This is a genomic window from Dellaglioa sp. CoH-56-MRSF-12 (assembly GCF_056782075.1).
In genome coordinates, this window is sequence record NZ_JBXAYD010000002.1 from 330311 (window position 1) to 347359 (window position 17049).

At 32.8% G+C, this 17049-nt stretch carries 18 protein-coding genes and 2 tRNA genes; 5 read left to right on the forward strand and 15 right to left on the reverse strand.

All coding sequences use genetic code 11. The features are described from left to right. Positions 1-26 precede the first annotated feature (26 nt). The 8 genes from AC1RPY_RS03455 to AC1RPY_RS03490 all read right to left on the reverse strand — a co-directional run bounded on the left by AC1RPY_RS03455 (position 27) and on the right by AC1RPY_RS03490 (position 7687). Complete coding sequence (locus AC1RPY_RS03455; protein ID WP_481761175.1) at positions 27-1796, reverse strand: ABC transporter ATP-binding protein; 1770 nt, start codon at positions 1794-1796, stop codon at positions 27-29. Next, entirely contained in the window at positions 1796-3451 is a 1656-nt protein-coding gene (locus AC1RPY_RS03460) for an ABC transporter ATP-binding protein (protein ID WP_481761400.1), read from the reverse strand. The genes AC1RPY_RS03455 and AC1RPY_RS03460 overlap by 1 nt, the downstream gene beginning before the upstream one ends. 255 nt (positions 3452-3706) lie before the next feature. After that, positions 3707-3777, reverse strand: a tRNA-Gly gene (locus AC1RPY_RS03465). A 47-nt stretch (positions 3778-3824) separates the two neighbouring features. Continuing rightward, positions 3825-5189, reverse strand: a complete 1365-nt coding sequence (locus AC1RPY_RS03470) for an MATE family efflux transporter (protein WP_481761174.1) — start codon at positions 5187-5189, stop codon at positions 3825-3827. 24 nt (positions 5190-5213) lie between these two features. Next, a complete protein-coding gene (locus AC1RPY_RS03475) occupies positions 5214-5666 on the reverse strand; it encodes a YaiI/YqxD family protein (RefSeq protein ID WP_409022804.1) in 453 nt (150 codons plus the stop codon). Between the two features lie 56 nt (positions 5667-5722). Next, complete coding sequence (locus AC1RPY_RS03480) at positions 5723-6592, reverse strand: SPFH domain-containing protein (RefSeq protein ID WP_481761173.1); 870 nt, start codon at positions 6590-6592, stop codon at positions 5723-5725. A gap of 16 nt (positions 6593-6608) precedes the next feature. Further along, the gene (locus AC1RPY_RS03485) at positions 6609-6800 is read right to left on the reverse strand and encodes a hypothetical protein (protein ID WP_481761172.1); all 192 of its coding nucleotides are present in this window, start codon (positions 6798-6800) and stop codon (positions 6609-6611) included. A 53-nt stretch (positions 6801-6853) separates the two neighbouring features. Then, the gene (locus AC1RPY_RS03490) at positions 6854-7687 is read right to left on the reverse strand and encodes a LicD family protein (protein ID WP_481761171.1); all 834 of its coding nucleotides are present in this window, start codon (positions 7685-7687) and stop codon (positions 6854-6856) included. Between the two features lie 156 nt (positions 7688-7843). Between AC1RPY_RS03490 and AC1RPY_RS03495 the strand changes: the two genes are divergently transcribed. Continuing rightward, positions 7844-8464, forward strand: a complete 621-nt coding sequence (locus AC1RPY_RS03495) for a DedA family protein (protein WP_481761170.1) — start codon at positions 7844-7846, stop codon at positions 8462-8464. A 54-nt stretch (positions 8465-8518) separates the two neighbouring features. Here AC1RPY_RS03495 and AC1RPY_RS03500 read toward each other — a convergent pair whose 3' ends face one another. The 7 genes from AC1RPY_RS03500 to AC1RPY_RS03530 all read right to left on the reverse strand — a co-directional run bounded on the left by AC1RPY_RS03500 (position 8519) and on the right by AC1RPY_RS03530 (position 15443). Beyond that, positions 8519-8713 (reverse strand): hypothetical protein, encoded by a 195-nt coding sequence (locus AC1RPY_RS03500; protein WP_057973343.1) that lies wholly within the window; start codon positions 8711-8713, stop codon positions 8519-8521. A 182-nt stretch (positions 8714-8895) separates the two neighbouring features. After that, a complete protein-coding gene (locus tag AC1RPY_RS03505; RefSeq protein WP_481761169.1) occupies positions 8896-10083 on the reverse strand; it encodes an acetate/propionate family kinase in 1188 nt (395 codons plus the stop codon). A gap of 141 nt (positions 10084-10224) precedes the next feature. Beyond that, complete coding sequence (locus AC1RPY_RS03510) at positions 10225-10665, reverse strand: MarR family transcriptional regulator (protein WP_409022730.1); 441 nt, start codon at positions 10663-10665, stop codon at positions 10225-10227. Positions 10666-10748: 83 nt separating this feature from the next. Beyond that, positions 10749-13712, reverse strand: a complete 2964-nt coding sequence (locus tag AC1RPY_RS03515; protein WP_481761168.1) for a YhgE/Pip family protein — start codon at positions 13710-13712, stop codon at positions 10749-10751. Positions 13713-13876: 164 nt separating this feature from the next. After that, on the reverse strand, positions 13877-14236 hold the full coding sequence (locus AC1RPY_RS03520) for a hypothetical protein (protein WP_481761167.1): 360 nt from the start codon (positions 14234-14236) through the stop codon (positions 13877-13879). 322 nt (positions 14237-14558) lie between these two features. After that, the gene (locus tag AC1RPY_RS03525) at positions 14559-14882 is read right to left on the reverse strand and encodes a hypothetical protein (protein WP_481761166.1); all 324 of its coding nucleotides are present in this window, start codon (positions 14880-14882) and stop codon (positions 14559-14561) included. Between the two features lie 114 nt (positions 14883-14996). Next, on the reverse strand, positions 14997-15443 hold the full coding sequence (locus AC1RPY_RS03530) for a universal stress protein (protein WP_481761165.1): 447 nt from the start codon (positions 15441-15443) through the stop codon (positions 14997-14999). Between the two features lie 104 nt (positions 15444-15547). Here AC1RPY_RS03530 and AC1RPY_RS03535 point away from each other — a divergent pair, with 104 nt between their 5' ends. The 4 genes from AC1RPY_RS03535 (at position 15548) to AC1RPY_RS03550 (ending at position 16909) form a co-directional block, all read left to right on the forward strand. Further along, entirely contained in the window at positions 15548-16072 is a 525-nt protein-coding gene (locus tag AC1RPY_RS03535) for a GNAT family N-acetyltransferase (RefSeq protein WP_481761164.1), read from the forward strand. Between the two features lie 114 nt (positions 16073-16186). Next, a complete protein-coding gene (locus AC1RPY_RS03540; protein ID WP_057973335.1) occupies positions 16187-16435 on the forward strand; it encodes a hypothetical protein in 249 nt (82 codons plus the stop codon). Between the two features lie 103 nt (positions 16436-16538). Next, positions 16539-16817 carry a hypothetical protein gene (locus tag AC1RPY_RS03545; protein ID WP_409022736.1) on the forward strand — a complete coding sequence of 93 codons (279 nt, stop codon included), beginning with the start codon at positions 16539-16541 and terminating at the stop codon, positions 16815-16817. 8 nt (positions 16818-16825) lie between these two features. Then, a tRNA-Leu gene (locus AC1RPY_RS03550) sits at positions 16826-16909 on the forward strand. Positions 16910-17049 lie beyond the last annotated feature (140 nt).

Here is a 17049-nt window from a genome sequence, read left to right on the forward strand (position 1 = left end):
TATTCTTGAAAGATTTTTTCACTGTTTTATTCAAATACAAATTGATTATTATAAAGTTCAGAATAGAATCCTTTTTGATCCAATAATTCTTGATGGTTACCTTGTTCAATAACCTTACCGTCCTTCAGAACAACAATTTTATCAGCATCTAATATTGTTTTCAAGCGATGTGCGATTACAAAACTAGTACGCCCTTGAATAACTGTATCCATTGCTTTTTGAATTTTAGCTTCTGTCACTGTATCAACATTAGAAGTCGCTTCATCCAAAATTAATAACGTAGGATTAGTTAAAATTGTTCTTGCGATACTAATTAATTGTTTTTGGCCAGTTGAAAACACAGAGTTTTCATCCGATACTGTCGTGTCATAGCCATTTTCTTGACTCATAATAAAATCATGAATATTAGCTTGCTTAGCGGCAGAAATCATATCTTCATCTGATGCTTCAGGTTTACCAAAGACAATATTATCACGAATTGTTCCTGAGAATAATACACTTTCTTGAAGAACTATCCCAACATGATCACGAAGACTTTGAAGTTCAAGATCCTTAACATTTACGCCATCAAATTCAACTGAACCACCTGTAACATCATAGAATCGATTCAATAAATTCATAATTGTTGTTTTACCTGAACCAGTTGGTCCGACTAAAGCTACCATTTCACCTTTATCAACATTAATTGATACATCATGTAAAATTTCTTTATTAGCATTATAACCAAAATTAACATTTCTTAACTTAACACCATTTGTTAGACCCGTTAATTTTTGCTTATCAGTTGAGTTGACCTCATCTGGTTCATCAAACATTTCATTCAGTCGACTAGCACCTGTAATAGCAAGTTGGAACATACTATACAATGAAGAAATTTGTGATATTGGTTGGTAAAATTGTTGTGAGTATTGAACAAACACGACAACTAGTCCTAAAGCCGTTGTACGGCCCATATCACCGTTCAGTGCTAACCAGCTACCAAAGAAGATAACAATGGCTGTATTAACCAACGAGAGGCCATTCATAACTGGGAAAAGCATCCCTGAATAGACTTGTCCTTTAAACGTTGCTTTACGAACATTTTCGTTATATGGCAAGAAACCATCAATAGCTTCTTTTTGAAGCCCGTTAGTAATTACAATTTTTTGACCACTAATTTTTTCATTAATATAGCCATTTAATTTTCCAACTTCTTTTTGTTGTATATCAACATACTTACGTGTTTTAGAAATTAAAATGACCGCAAGAAGTAACGCGATAGGCGTTGAAGCAATCGTAACCCAGGCAAGCTGAACATTCTGTTGAAACATCATAATGATAATCCCAATCATTAGAGCAATATTACTCATAATTTGTCCTAAGGCTTGATTCATTGCGTTCGAAATATTATCCAAATCACTTGTAAAACGACTTAAAATATCCCCATCTTTATGTGAATCAAAGAATCGAATTGTCATTTTTTGTAATTTTCCAAATAGCCCTTTTCGCATTCTATTTGTCGAGTTTCCTGTAATGAACGTGACAATAATATTTGAGAAAAACATTGCTACAATTGAAAAAATATAAAATAAGAATAACATCCACAATGAGCTAACAAAATTTCCTTTATCACTCACTCCTTTTGTTAAACCAATTACGTAGTCTGCCAATGCCGTAATTGCTTTTCCCATATACACAGGTGCTTTTACCTGGAAGTATGTCGATGCAATAATTGCAACAGTCATAACTGTAAAACCTAATTTATAGCTTTTCAAGTAGTGGAAGAAGAATGCCATCGATCTATTCATATCTTTCATTAGACAGTCTCCTTTCCTTTTTGAGTGTTATAAATTTCTTGATAAATTTGACTATTTTCAACGAGATCTTTATGTGTCCCCTCGCCAACTAATTTACCGTCATCCATAACAAAAATACGATCCGCATTAATCACAGATGAGATTTTTTCGGCAATAACAAATGTTGTTGTCTCTTTCAATTCATTATTTAATGCTTTTTGGACTAATTTTTCTGATTGAGCATCAAGTGCTGATGTTGAATCATCTAAAATTAAGATTTTAGGTTTACCAATAACACCACGCGTAATTGATAAACGTTGTTTTTGACCACCTGAGAAGTTAGCTGAACGTTCTTCAACCTCTGCATCATAACGTTCTGGTAATCGATTAATAAATTCTGATGCCTGAGCGATTTGACTGGCCATATCCATATCTTTCTCGTTGGCATCTTCTTTACCTTGACGTAAGTTGTCTGCGATTGTGCCAGAAAATAGGATAGCCTTTTGTAAAACAAATGCTACTGTTTTACGAAGCGATTTTTCATTAACATCCTTTAAATTCTCACCACCAACTTTGATCATTCCTTCTTGGGGATCAAATAATCGTGGAATCATTTGGGCTAAAGTTGATTTACCTGAACCAGTTGCACCAACAATTCCTATCATTTCTCCAGGTTTAACATCAAAACTAACATGTTTAAGTGTTGGTTTATCATCGCCTTCATATGAGAATGAGACATCTTCAAAACTAACAGATCCCGATAAATCTTCCTCTGGAACATCTTGGTAATAAATATCTGGTTCTTCATCTAAAATTTCGCGTAGTCGTTTAATTGAAACCATTGCACGAGCACTAAACGTCATCATCATTCCACCAATAATAATGGCAAACATGATTTGCATTAAATAATTAACAAACGAAGTAATAGCTGTAACTGTACTTGGATCTGCTTTAGCTAAATCACCTACAAAATAAATTGCGGCAACGACAGCCATATTTCCAATTAATGTAAATGCTGGAATTAAAACAGCAAATAGAGTTCCAACATAGATATTTTGTGCATTTAAATCATCTGAAACCTTATCGAAACGTTTTTCTTCATTTTTTTCTTGATTAAATGACTTAACAACACGCACACCCATCAAGTTTTCTTTGGCTAACTCATTTACTCGATCAATTAAGCCTTGCATTAACCCAAAATGGCGTCCCATGCGACCGAAAGTTAACATTGAAATACCTAACACGCAGACAATTAAAATAACAATAATCCACCATAAATCCGCAATTGTATTCATAGCTAAAATGAATGCACCGATAAATAAAATGGGCACTCGAATTAATGTCTGTAAAATTGTCATAATTAACGTTTGAATTTGGGTAATATCATTGGTTAAACGAACCACAATATTCCCTGCTTGGAATCGTTCAATATTACTGAAAGAAAATGTTTGAATCTTTCTAAAAGCAGTTTCACGAATATCTGCACTCATTGATTGTGCTACTTTTGCTGATAGAATTGTATTCACAACACCTGCCAACAATCCAATAACAGCAACTCCAATCAAGTACAAACCAAGTGTCGTGATTTTATCACCCTGGTCCTTTAAAATAGCATCAATTACTTTTTGTAACAATTTAGGTTGCCACAATGTTGAAATTGCCATGATAACCACCATGACGACTGCCCAAAAAATATCTACCCGATACTTTTTAGCATGTTTTAATAAAATATCCACTTTTTTCCCCCTCAATTCTGTCCAGTTCCATGTTTTTTTATACAAAAAAACTAATATCAGTTACTAAACTTAGCAAAAATAACGCTTAATTGCAATCATTTTGACTAATTATATTCTATTTAGTCAGTTAAAATTTACAAAAAAAAACCAAGATTAAATATCTTGGTTTCAATATAATTATCTTATTCATTTTTAAGCGGGCGACGAGAATCGAACTCGCGACATCAGCTTGGGAAGCTGGAATTTTACCACTAAACTACGCCCGCAGAACGTTGATTAGTATAGCATATTTCCGTACTTTTGTCATAACTAATTAAGCATGTTTATTTTCAGCCTTTTGTTCAAAATCTAAACGTCTCAAATTTTGTACAGCCTTCATATATGAATAAATCAGTACAATACATGACCCACCCCAGGCTAATGGATTTGCAAAACAAGCTCCTGCATACCCAAAAGCACCAGCTAAAAAGATAGCTGCAAATGATCTCATCAGTAATTCTACAACTCCAGCAACTGTTGGTACGATGCTTTGTCCCAGTCCCTGTAACGTGTATCTAATGACAAACAGTACTGACAAAAGTAAGTAAAATGACCCATTAATATTAAAATAAACCTGCGATAATGCAACAACTTTTGGTGCATTATTTCCAACAAACAGTGTAACTAATTGTTGTCCAAATAAAATAACTAAAAGACTTGCAACGATACTGAATGTTCCAGACATTAATAGACACTTTTTTACACCATCTAAAACACGACCATATTTTTTTGCGCCATAATTTTGGGCAGTAAAAGTTGCCATCCCAATTCCAAATGACATCATTGGTTGTGTTGATAATTGATCAATCTTAGACGCTGCCGTGGTACTGGCAACTGCTGTCGTTCCTAAACCGTTTAAAGCTGACTGTAGCATAATTGCACCAATCGCAATTATTGAAGCTTGAAAGGCCATTGGTAGAGCCACATAAAGGTGTTGGTTAACATCTTTCATCGTGATTTCTCTAAAATGGTGTCGACCAATATGTAAGACGGGAATTTTTCGATAAATGTAAATTAAACAGAATACAACGGAACATGATTGCGCAATAATAGTTGCAATACCAGCGCCAGCAACTCCCCAATGAAATACCAAAATAAATAATAATTCTAAACCAACATTAATAATGCTGGCAAAAATTAAAAAGTATAATGGCGTGCGACTATCCCCTAGCGCCCTAATAATATTAGATAAAATATTAAATGCCATTGAAGCAAATATTCCACCAAAAATGATACTAATAAAAGTTTGTGCATCATCAAATATTTCTGGTGGTGTCTTCATAAGTGTTAAAATATCTTTTACAAAAAACAAACTAACCGCTGTTAAAATTACCGTTGCAATTAGACTAATCAAAAGTCCCACTGCAAAGCTTTTTCTAACACCACGATAATCTTTTGCCCCAAATCGTTGTGCCGTAATAATAGATAAACCTGCAGTTAACCCTTGTGCAAATCCAATAATCAAAAATTGAATACTCCCGGTCGAACCAACTGCAGCTAGTGCATCCACGCCTAAAGTTTGTCCAACAATCAACGTATCAGAAATACTATATAATTGTTGAAATAAATTACCAACCAATAATGGTATAGTAAACATAAAAATTAATTTTGCTGGATTACCCGATGTTAACGATCGCAAATAAGACCCTTCTTTTCTTTATATTTATTTAATTCCTTTTTCATTCAATAATAAAATAAATGCTTTTTTAAAGTTAGCCCTATCCTGGTTTGAAAAGGCGCTTGGACCCTTCGTACGTTGACCTGATTTCCTTGCCATTGCACTTAAATATCTTGAATCCAACATACTATCGATATTGGTATCTGTATATTCAAATCCTTTATGATGCATCACAATCACACCTTTTGGTAATAAAAGAGAAGCTAGTCCGTAATCTTGTGTAATCACAACATCTGATTTTTCAGCTAACTTTACAATTCTATAATCTGCCGCATCTGGACCTTGATCAACATAGCTAACCGAAACATTTTCAGGATACTTTTTAGTTGAGAAATGTGGCGTACTTGTAATTAGCAACACACTGATATTCCGTAGTTCGGCTTCAGCTATAACTTCATTTTTCACAGGAGACGCATCCCCATCAATAATAATTTTCAAATTAACCACTCTCATTCCTAGTAAAAAAACTTCCAAGGAATAACCTCTTGAAAGTTTTATTTAGCTTCTGGTTTTAATAATGCATTAATTGCTGGAATTTGACCTAAGCTATCTATCGCATTACTTGGCATAACAACTGTATTTGCGTCACTCTTGGCCAATTCTTTAAAAGCCTCAATATTTTGGCTAACAAAATAACCATTACCAACTTTATTTAATGATAAATTAACTGCATCTATTCGGTATGCTTCAGCATCGGCCGTCTTTTTAACTGCTTCAGCCTTTGCTTGGGCTGAATTAACCCATGCATCATTATCAGCTTTATTTTTTAGTGCAACTGATTTACTGTAACCTTCTGCTTCAGCAACAGTAGCATCACGATTTCTAGCGGCTTTCAATAACTTATTCATTGAATCTTGAATTTCAACTGAAGGTTTTACTGTATCAATATTAATTCGATCAACATTTAATCCATAACCAGCTGTCACATTAGAAATTTCGCCAAACAAACCGCGATTAATTTCTTGCGTTCCATTCAAAACTTCATCTAACATTTTATTACCAATGATGCCACGCAAAGAGGCACGTGTATCTTGAATCATACTACGAACAGAGTCTTCATTTTTAAACACAAAATCTTGGATGTCAGTAACGTGATACTTCAATGAAATTTTAACTTCAATTTCAGCATTATCTTTTGTAATCACAACTTGTTTATCAAGATCTAAAGGTTGTTGTGCCGTACTAACACGAATTACTGAAGAAATAAATGGTTTAATAAAATGTAAGCCTGGAGCTAATGTTGTTTCATATTTTCCTAAAGTTATAACAACACCTTGATGCGGTTGTCTAATAATTCGGATAGTTGCTGGTAAAATCATGACCAATAATATAACAATAATAATAACGACTAAAAGTCCCAACATAATAATTTAACCACCTTTATATTTTTTTAACGTCTAACCCTTCAACATGTGTTTTAATGATTCGAACAACATCTCCACTTACTAATGTTTCATCACTAAAATAATGATAGTAGATACCAAAAAACTCGACCGTGCCATGAATATTTTTACTGTCAATTGTAAATTCCCGGTTAAGCAACCGCTCGTCAATAATTGATTTTCTATCCATATGAAAGCACCTCCATTTGTCATCTTTAAACGTATCTCATTTACGTCATAAAATCAATCAATTTCATTATCAAAAGTAAAATCATTTCGATCTAAAATAGTCACTTTTTCAATATGCTTTTCAATCTGTTTACTTTCAGGCGGTAATTGTAAATAATCACCATATAAACGGCTTAAAATTGCATCATATGCCCTTAAAATAGTTACCGTAAGGTTCTCAAAAGGAACTTGAATCACGGCTGCTAATTCCTTTTCTGATAGTAATTCTTTTTCATATGAGTATTGTGAAGCTAAATTTTTATATTCTGAAATGGTGTCATCTTGATTATAGGTTCTTACTAGTTCGTCTCTTTTTTCTTTATACTCTTTGGTTTTACGACTTTGATCAGGTTGTAATTTTCTAATCTTTGCGTTAATTTCAGTATCCATTAAACGATAATTGCTCAATAAAAGAATTTTCGCGTTAAGATATCGATATTTTGATTGTTGAATAGATCGTTCGACATCACCTGTTGGGACTTTATCAAAAGGAAAAATATCTACAAAAACACCTTTTCTAGCGTCATTAATATTTCTTTTCTCTTCAACATGAATAGATTCATCAAGTAGTTTTGCATATCCAAATGCATAGTTTGGATCACTTTGATCAGTTTGTAGAAAATAATAAGGCTGGCTAATCTCTTGGGGAGCGATTTGTAAGAATCGATCGTAGTCATCCCTTACCATTCCAATATCGACATCATCATCCCATGGAATAAACCCTTGATGTCTGACCGCACCTAATAAACTGCCACCAATCATAAAATACTTTATATTATTTTTTTGACAAATTTCAACGACTTCCCGGATTAAATCTAATTCTACCTTGTGTAATTCTTCAATTTTCATTTTTACCACCTTAAATCGTCTTATTCTTTCTTCAATTGTACCAAATTTAACTCTGAATACGAAAATTATTTAATTTTTATTAAGCTAATCCTTTTTCATTACTTTATTTCTTTGGCTCATGATATGCTTTAATTATTAAATAAAAGGGGTGCCTAAATGCAAGAAACCATAATTGACTTAATCGGCCAACATGGCTATCTAGGTGTTGCGTTACTGATCACCATTGAAAACATTTTCCCACCAATTCCTTCTGAAATCATTTTAACATTTGCAGGTTTTATGACGCTCTCAAGTTCTCTTACACCAATTGGTTTAATTATTTCTGCCACTATTGGGGCGACTATCGGGGCTTTAATCTTATATTCGATCGGTCGCTTTTTAAGTACAGAACGTTTAAATCAATTTTTCGCCAGTAAGTATGGTTCTTGGCTTGGTCTAAAACCTATCCATATTGAAAAAGCGACTGAATTTTTTGTAAAATATGAAAATCGTGCTATTTTCATAGGCCGTTTTGTTCCCATTGTTCGAAGTTTAATTTCTATTCCCGCTGGAATTACGAAATGTAAATTACGTTTTTTTATTCCATTAACCTTTTTTGGAACATTAATTTGGAATACTGTCCTCATTTATCTTGGGGCATTTGCTGGGAATGCTTGGGCGGAAGTTGCAGCAACAGTTGATATTTTTGCTACAGTAGTTGGTATCATCTTATTAATCGTTTCGTTCTTCGGAATCTACAAACTAATTAATTTAAATAGGAACAAAAAAAACGATTAAATTCAATTATGAATTTAATCGTTTTTTACTACTTTTATTTCTCAAAAAGTAGGATTAATCTTCCGCAACATCGATAGCTTCTAATAGAATATTCAGTTCAGAACATTCTCTTTCAAGCGATTTTTCCTCTTGGAAAAAGCTATCTCGAATTGATGATTGTTGTCTGTTTCCAATGTTACTTCTAAGATCAGCAAGTTTTTGCATCGCTGCTTGATACTCACTCATAATATCAAGTTTACACCTACTCATTAAGTTACGCCTCCGAATGATGACAACAACTTGTTGTCAGTAATAATAATTTATAATGTCTAATTTAACACTTTTTTAATAACTTGTTAACCCTTTAAATATTACCGTTATGTTACAAAATAAAAAAGACATCACAATGTGATATCCCTCTTATTTTAAGCTACTATTTTAAATGGTTATTTTTACATTAATGATTGAACATCGCGTGCAATAACTAATTCTTCATCAGTAGGTATCGCAAAAATCTTAACGGCAGACTCTGGCGTGCTAAGCATAACCTGTTCACCCATTTTTTCGTTATTTTCAGCATCAAAGCCAACACCTAAATATGCTAAATGTTCAATAACGCGACGACGTACAATCCGATCATTCTCACCAAGACCAGCAGTGAAAATAATACCATCAACCCCTTGCATTTCTGCAATGTATTGACCAATATATTTAATAATATTTTGAACATAGATTTTAACAGCTAAATCAGCACGAGGATTTTTTCCTAATTGAGCTTTAACATCACGCATATCAGGAGAAATCCCTGAAATACCAACTAGCCCAGATTCACGATTCAAAATATTAATCATTTCATCTATATCAGTAATTTTTAATTGTCTCATCATGTAAGCAACTAACGATACATCTACATCACCTGAACGTGTTGCCATGGTAATTCCAGCAAGTGGTGTAAAGCCCATTGATGTATCAATTGATTTACCACCAACTGTAGCTGTAATTGATGCTCCTGCACCTAAATGTAATGTAATTAATTTTAACTCTTTAGGGTCTTTATCAATTAGTTTTTCGGCTTCTGAGACGACATAACGAACGCTTGTCCCATGAGCACCATAACGTCTTGCGGCATATTTTTCATACCATTCATAAGGTACACTGTACATGTAACTTTCTTCTGGCATCGTCTGATGGAAGGCTGTATCAAATACAGCGACACTTACTGCATCTGGTAAGATTTCTTCAAATGCCTGGATACCTAAAAGATTAGCTGGATTATGTAATGGTGCTAATTCAGATAATTCATTAATTTTTGCAATTGTATCGGCATTTACTAATGTTGATTTTTTGAAATATTCACCACCAGCAACAACGCGATGTCCAACACCGGAAATTTCATTAAAATCAGCAATAATATCCAATTGAAGCAATAATTTAAGTAATAACTGTACACCTACTGAATGATTGTCGATATCTAATACATCTTCATATTTTTTTCCGTTACCATATTTAATCGTTAAAATTGAGTCTTTAAGTCCAATTCTTTCAATCAATCCTTTAGCAATAACAGTTTCCTCTGGCATGCTAAATAATTGGAATTTTAAACTTGAACTACCTGCGTTAATTGCAATAATTTTTGTCATATTCTTCCTCCAATAATGATTTCATTTGGTATTAATTTAATCCTTAAAAAACAATTATTTTTTTAAGTAGTATATTAAACTAATATACTACTTATAGAAAACGCATACAACACTTTCAAGCAAAAAATGGTACACAGAATTTTATTTTCTGTCTACCATTATTTTTTGCCCGAATTCTTTCATTAAACTAAGCAGTAGAACTGCCTTATCTTCACCTAAAACATTTACCCAAGTATCAAACCGTTTCTTAATTGACTCAGTCACAACTCGTTCTACTTTTGCACCCTGATCAGACAAGCGTAGGTTTATTCTTCTTCTATCAACTGTGTCTTGTTCTTGATAGATGTATCTTAATTGTTTTAGTACGTTTAATTGGCGTGCAATTGCACTCCTTGAAACATTTCTTTTTTTAGCGATATCAACCATGCTTATATCTTCAGTGCTATGGATATCTTTTAAAATCAAGAATTGTTCAAAAGATAAATTAAACTCACTAGTAGGTTGTGAAATGAATCCTTCCACATTCTTAAAAGTTCCTAAATACATACTAATATAGTCATCCATTAACTTAGTTGTTGTCATTGCTAATTCTCCTCTGCATGTTCTACCTACAGTTAAATTTAGCATAAAACGCGGTTAATTACTATATCTAATCAACTGTATCTCTATTTTTCTTTTTCAGTTGATACCGTTAATTGTTTACGATTTACAAACGTCCAAACCACACCCAGTACTACGGCTGTAACAAGTAATGCAAGCACTGAACCAATCATACCAGAACCTTGGCTATTAATTGCATATGTGAAGCCATTTAATACATGTGTAACAGGTAAGAACTCTGCAAATACTTGATAAGCATTTGATAACATCGTATTTGGAATAACTTGTCCTGTAATCACTAATTGTACGAGTAGTAATGCTAAAGATAAGAGAATACCCATTGTTCCAAGGAGTTCGTCAATTACCACACATAAAAGAGTAAAGATTATTCCCGATAAGAACGTAAAGATTACGAAACTAATTGGATGTTCAATTGTTACACTAAAGAATAATGTTAATAAGAGAACTCCTGCTGTTTGAATAACAGAAATAAATAACATTAGGAAAAGGTTCTGTAACCAGTTTTGTGATAATTCATTCTTCTTACGGTATCTGAATAAAATTAATTGAGTTACAATTGCACCGACAAATAATGATAAAACAATCACTAATGGGGCAAATGTATTTTTCAAAGTTTTAGCGAGATTGTCACTTTCAGTTTCTGTTTTAACAGGTTCAACGAATTGAGCCACATTTTTTGGAGATGAATTGATATTACCAACCTGTGATGCTCCTGCTGCTAATTTAGTATTTAATAATGTTACACCATCATTAGCTGTATCCAATCCTGATGTTACTTGTTTAGACCCATCAGCTAATTTTTGTGAGCCATCAACTAATTGAGGACTAGCAGCTGCCAATTGTGTATCACCATCTGTTAATTGTGTACTTGCCGCTTTTAATTTCGAACTTCCATCTGTCAATTGTGTACTAGCAGTTGTCAATTGTGTACCACCACTAACAAGCTTATCAGATCCTGCTTTCAATTGTGTACCACCTGAAACTAACGTTTGTGTTCCTGCCTCAAGTTGTCCACCTGCTGTAACAAGTTTTTGCGATCCTGCTCTTAAAGCAGTAACACCTGTTATTAAAGTTGGTACATTACTATTTAATTGATTAATACCATCAGTTACTTGTCCTGTTCCTGCTGTATATCCTAAGATACCAGCTGACAATTTGTTAATACTACCTGTCATGATTGAATTCTTAATTGTTGCATTAATTGTTTTTTCACTTGTAACATCAACACCAGCACCATTAACACTAGCATTTAATTTACCAGCAACTTGTGCATTAGCATTTGATGCTATCACTAATGAATCAATTTGATCACTCAAGTCTTTTGTATCACCTAAAAGACCAATCATTGAATCGCTCGTCAAGGTATCAGTATTACTCAATAATGCAGTTGCTTGTGTCGAAATTTTAGCAAATTTTTCCAACATGGCTTTAAGATCTACATCACCCATTGTTGATTTAAATTCAGCCATTAAGCCACCTACATCACTCATCACTGCCTCTAACATCGCTTTTGTATCTGTTAAATTTTTACTTACCCCAGTTATATTTGTACCAACAGTTGTTATTGCTGTATCTGTTTTTGTGATTTGTTGTAAAACAGTGTCTTTTTCTTTTTGGCTCATTGTTGTTGAGTCATTAATCATCGTACGAACCTTCTTGTTAGAAGTCGATGCCTGACCTTTAGCTAATGTCAAACTAAACATCTTTTGTGTTGTATCTGAATTAATTGCATTCATTTGAGTTTGAACAGTTGTTAATTTATCCCCTGCCGCCATCAATTTTGTTACTAATCCAGGTAATGCTTGTAATGTTTCAATTGATCCTGAAATTTCTTCAAGTTCAGCTTTTAATTCTTTTGATCCTTGCTTTGTATCTTTAATTTGTTGAATTATTTCAGGAATATGATTAATAATTTCGCTACGAGATTTTAATCTTGTTTGAATTTGAGTTACACCAGTTTTAATACCAGTTGAATATGCTGTTAAACCTGCTACCGCCATCGGTAACGATTGGCTACCTGACATACTTGCAGCTAATGTTTTCGCACCATTATTTAAATCATTCGAGTTCGAATTTAATGTAGTTGCACCAGTTGCTAACGTGCCTACACCAGCTGCTAATGTAGATCCGCCAGTTTGCAACGTAGAAAGTCCCGCATCTAATGTTTTATTCCCATCAACATATTGAGTCACACCATTTGATAAGGTTGGTGCACTAGCAACAAGTGTATTAATTCCTGAGGCTAATTGATTATTACCATTCACCAGTGTACCTACACCAGTTGTATAGGTATTTACACCATCAGCTAAAGTATCAACCCCAGTTGTATAAGTATTTAATCCTGTTTTTAATGTCTGATTACCTTTATCAAAGGTCACCATACTTGTTGCCAATGTATTTAAATTTCTAGTAACTTCTTTACTACCATTTTTTAATTTAACGGTTCCTTTATTTAACGTTTTTACACCAGTTGAGGCTTCTTTAACACCTGAACCTAATTGTTTAACGGAACCAAGTAATGCAGAATCATACGCTTTTTGGATATTAGTTAAAACTTGTGATTTCAATTGTTCTGCAACCTGTTTTGTAATCAATTGCGAAACATAGTTATTTGTATCTGATTGTTTTGTTTTTAACAAACTCACTTTTGGCGTTTCATCAAGTGCAGTTGTTGCGTTTTTTGAAAAATTACTTGGCAATGTAACTGACATTGTATAATCGCCTGAATCTAAATGTTTTTTCGCAGTTTCTGCGCTAACAAACTCCCATTTGGCTTGTTTATTGGTTTTAAGAATTTTAGTAACTTCCTTACCAACGTCAATTGATTTTCCATTAAATGATGCTTCTTCATCGTTATTTATAATAGCTACTTTTAAATTTCCTGTGTCCATTTGTTGCTTACTTGAAACTAACTTATAGGTTCCATATGCAATTAAACTTGGAATTAAACATGCAATTGCGATATACGCAACTGACCTCTTATTCTTTGACATAAATTCTTTGAACAAAATTATCCACCCTCTCTTTTTAGTTAATGGCATTAACGATTATTCGTTCCGTTAACCTCATTAACGATATTATGACTATATGTGTTTTTGATTCTTTTGTCAAATAATTTTCTAAAAAAATATCCCCACTGTCATCTAATCAACAGTGGAGATATCATTAAAATTCAATTTTTGATTAAATAGTAATACATGAATTGACCAGGAGCAATTAGGATTAACCCTGCAAATTGCATGACATAAATTAATAAGCGCGTTAAATTTTCAGTTGATACTTTACGTGTATTCATTTCTTGTCTAGAGTGTGGTTCCTCTACCTCGTCAATTTTAACTTTTTGCACTAATTTTTTATTTAATCCATTTAACTCGAGATTATATGGATAAAAAGTTAAAAAATTCAAAATTAAATAATAATTAATTAATAACCGCCAATTAGATGGACCTATCAAATTTCCAATTGCTAAAAGAATAATTAAAGACGCTAATCCCTTTAACAAGGAAATTGAATAATATTTAAATCGTTTCACAATAACCCTCCAGGAATTTCGCTTAATTTTAGAATATCATAGTTACTTAAAAACATTGATGCTCAGTAAGAATCTTTACTATTTATTAACCATTAATTTAAAAAATCTGTTTTACCATGCTAAACTACTTTTTATAAAGTTAGTCATCTGGATGGCACCACTACACATACGAAATTCTCTCTAAGATCAGCTAACATGTCACAACATTTATTCATTTAAAAAAAATAAGCCTTTCCCAAATATTAAGTTCCTCAAAAATTAGGTTACTTATACCTAACTTTTGTGAATTCTTTAATTTAAGATATAGACTTTTAATGCAACATTAATTATCTAATAATAACAGCTTATTGACTCTTATTCTTGAACGATTCACAGCAATCATTGTTACAACATAAAGTGTTACAAAATAACTCGTTTCTATTGTTGTTCCAATAAAAGCGCAAACGAGAGCTAAAAAGAACATTCCATTGCCAAGGACTTGCCATTTTCGTTTCTCAATTGCGTAGTCTGCTAATATTTTAGTCTCTTCAGGACCTAGTGAGTCCACAGTTCTAACATTAGCTTGACGCACTTTAGTTAATTGTAGAGACAACTTAACATTATAAATAATCAAAATTGCCATAACTAAATATAAACCTATTTCCACCAGTACCCCTTCTCTCTTTTAATCTAATATGACTATTTTTTAATTCATTTTTACTTTATACTGAGTTAGTCCTATAAATAATAAAAGAGTTGCTAAATTACGCAACCCTCTTTATTATTTAACAACTAAGACATCACAAGGTGCTAAACGAGTAACGTAATTTGTAACTGCACCCATTAACATTCTTTCCACTGCCTTCAAGCCAGATTGACCCATGATAATTAAATCTGAATGATGATCTTCAATAAAATCTTTGGCAATTACTGTTTTAGGACTACCAAAACGAATATGAATATCAACATCTGTAAACCCATTTTTTACAATATCTTCTTTTAATTCATTCATATATGCTTCTGTATCTTCAAAAGTCTGATAGACGATTGAACCGCCCCCATCCATCATTCCTGAAAAACTTACAGAAAATTGACGCGTATCAATTACGTTTAAAATATCTAAATGTGCATGGTTTGCTTTAGCACTTTCTACTGCACGCTTTAATGCTTTTTCAGCTGAATCTGATCCATCAACTGGGACTAAAATATTTTTATATTCTTGTTCCATATTTGCCACCCCATATCTTTTATTTGTAGTTACAGTATATCATTAAAATTGTATTAGATGTTAGCGTTTTACCTACAAAATTTGAAATAAAGAAGGTTTTCAGTATGTTATTAAAAAGGATTTCTATTTTTAGTGCCCCCTACGTGGTTCGAGAGTTAACCGAAAAAGATCTAACTCAAATGTTAGAATTAGAAAAAAGTCAATCTACTTACCTAAAACTCCAAGGTAAACAAGATTTAGCCATTGAAGAAATAAAATCTGATTTAACTTCGATCCCGTTGTCAGTTAAAAGTGATCAAAAATGGACACTGGGCTTCTTCAAAGCAGATAAATTAGTAGCTATGATTGATTTTTTAACAGATTATCCTGAAGTTCAATCCGTTTGGATTGGTCTATTATTAGTTTCGAAAAACGAAGAACAACAAGGTATCGCGACACATTTATTAAAAGCCCTGCTTAAATCTTTTAAATCTGAACAGTTTACCAATGTACAAACGCTGAAATACGAACAAGAAGAAGTAAATCAAAAATTATTGGAAAAATTTAATTTCACTGATAAACAATCGCTAATCTTAAAAAGCCCTGATGGAGTCGACATCCCTGCAATACTTTCAAAATTAGATTTATAAAGCAAAATTATTATCTAATTCTCTTAATAACATTTTTATCTTTTTTCATTTCCTATGATTTTAGTCATCTAGGTGTTATGATTAATATAGTAAGAAACTGGAGGAAGAAAACATATGAGCAAAAATTTATTAGCAGATCTTGAGAAAAACTTCATCACAAGCGATGAAACTTCTAAAACATTTAAGGTTCCAAGCAAAAAGGAAGATCTAACAATAAAGATTGACAATGATATTTTTGAAAAAGTTTCTAAAGATGACGAAAAATTAGAACGTTTAATCAAAAATTTACTTAAATTCAGTTCAAAGAGTAAGGCTAAAGAATTAATTTCAATTAATAAACGTAACTACCGTATCTTCATGTAACCTACAAAACTAGCCTAGTTGAGACTAACTCTTGAGGCTAGTTTTTTTAATCCTTGTCAATCTAGCATTTTTATCTTAAACTATTACTCAAGGAGTGATTTATATGTTCTTAACAACCGGAGATGTTAACCGTTCTTATGCTATTAAAGGCATCGTTAATGCGACAGCCAAGATTGTACTAGAAGCCGATGAAATTGATCGTGTAGATGATTTTGATACCTTATATGATCGTGTCCAAGCAGAACTAGCAGAACGCGCAATTAATAAAGGTGGCGACGGGATTATTAACGTTCATTTCGAACCACAAACTGTTCGTGTAACGATTGCCCCAAGATTCTTAGTTTTACATGGCTACGGTACTGTTATTGAGTTTTCAAAGTAATTTATTTTGCGCTTGTGGCGGAACTGGCAGACGCGCAGCGTTCAGATCGCTGTTTGGGTTTCCAAGTGCAGGTTCGATTCCTGTCAGGCGCATTGTTATCATTGATATACCATCGTTTAACCAACTTTTATGTGGTTTTTGTGTGGTTAACATCTAATTTACCGTATATATTGATCCAATTCGTATTTATTTACGAGTTGGATTTTTTAATTAATAAAATGAATATGTTTCA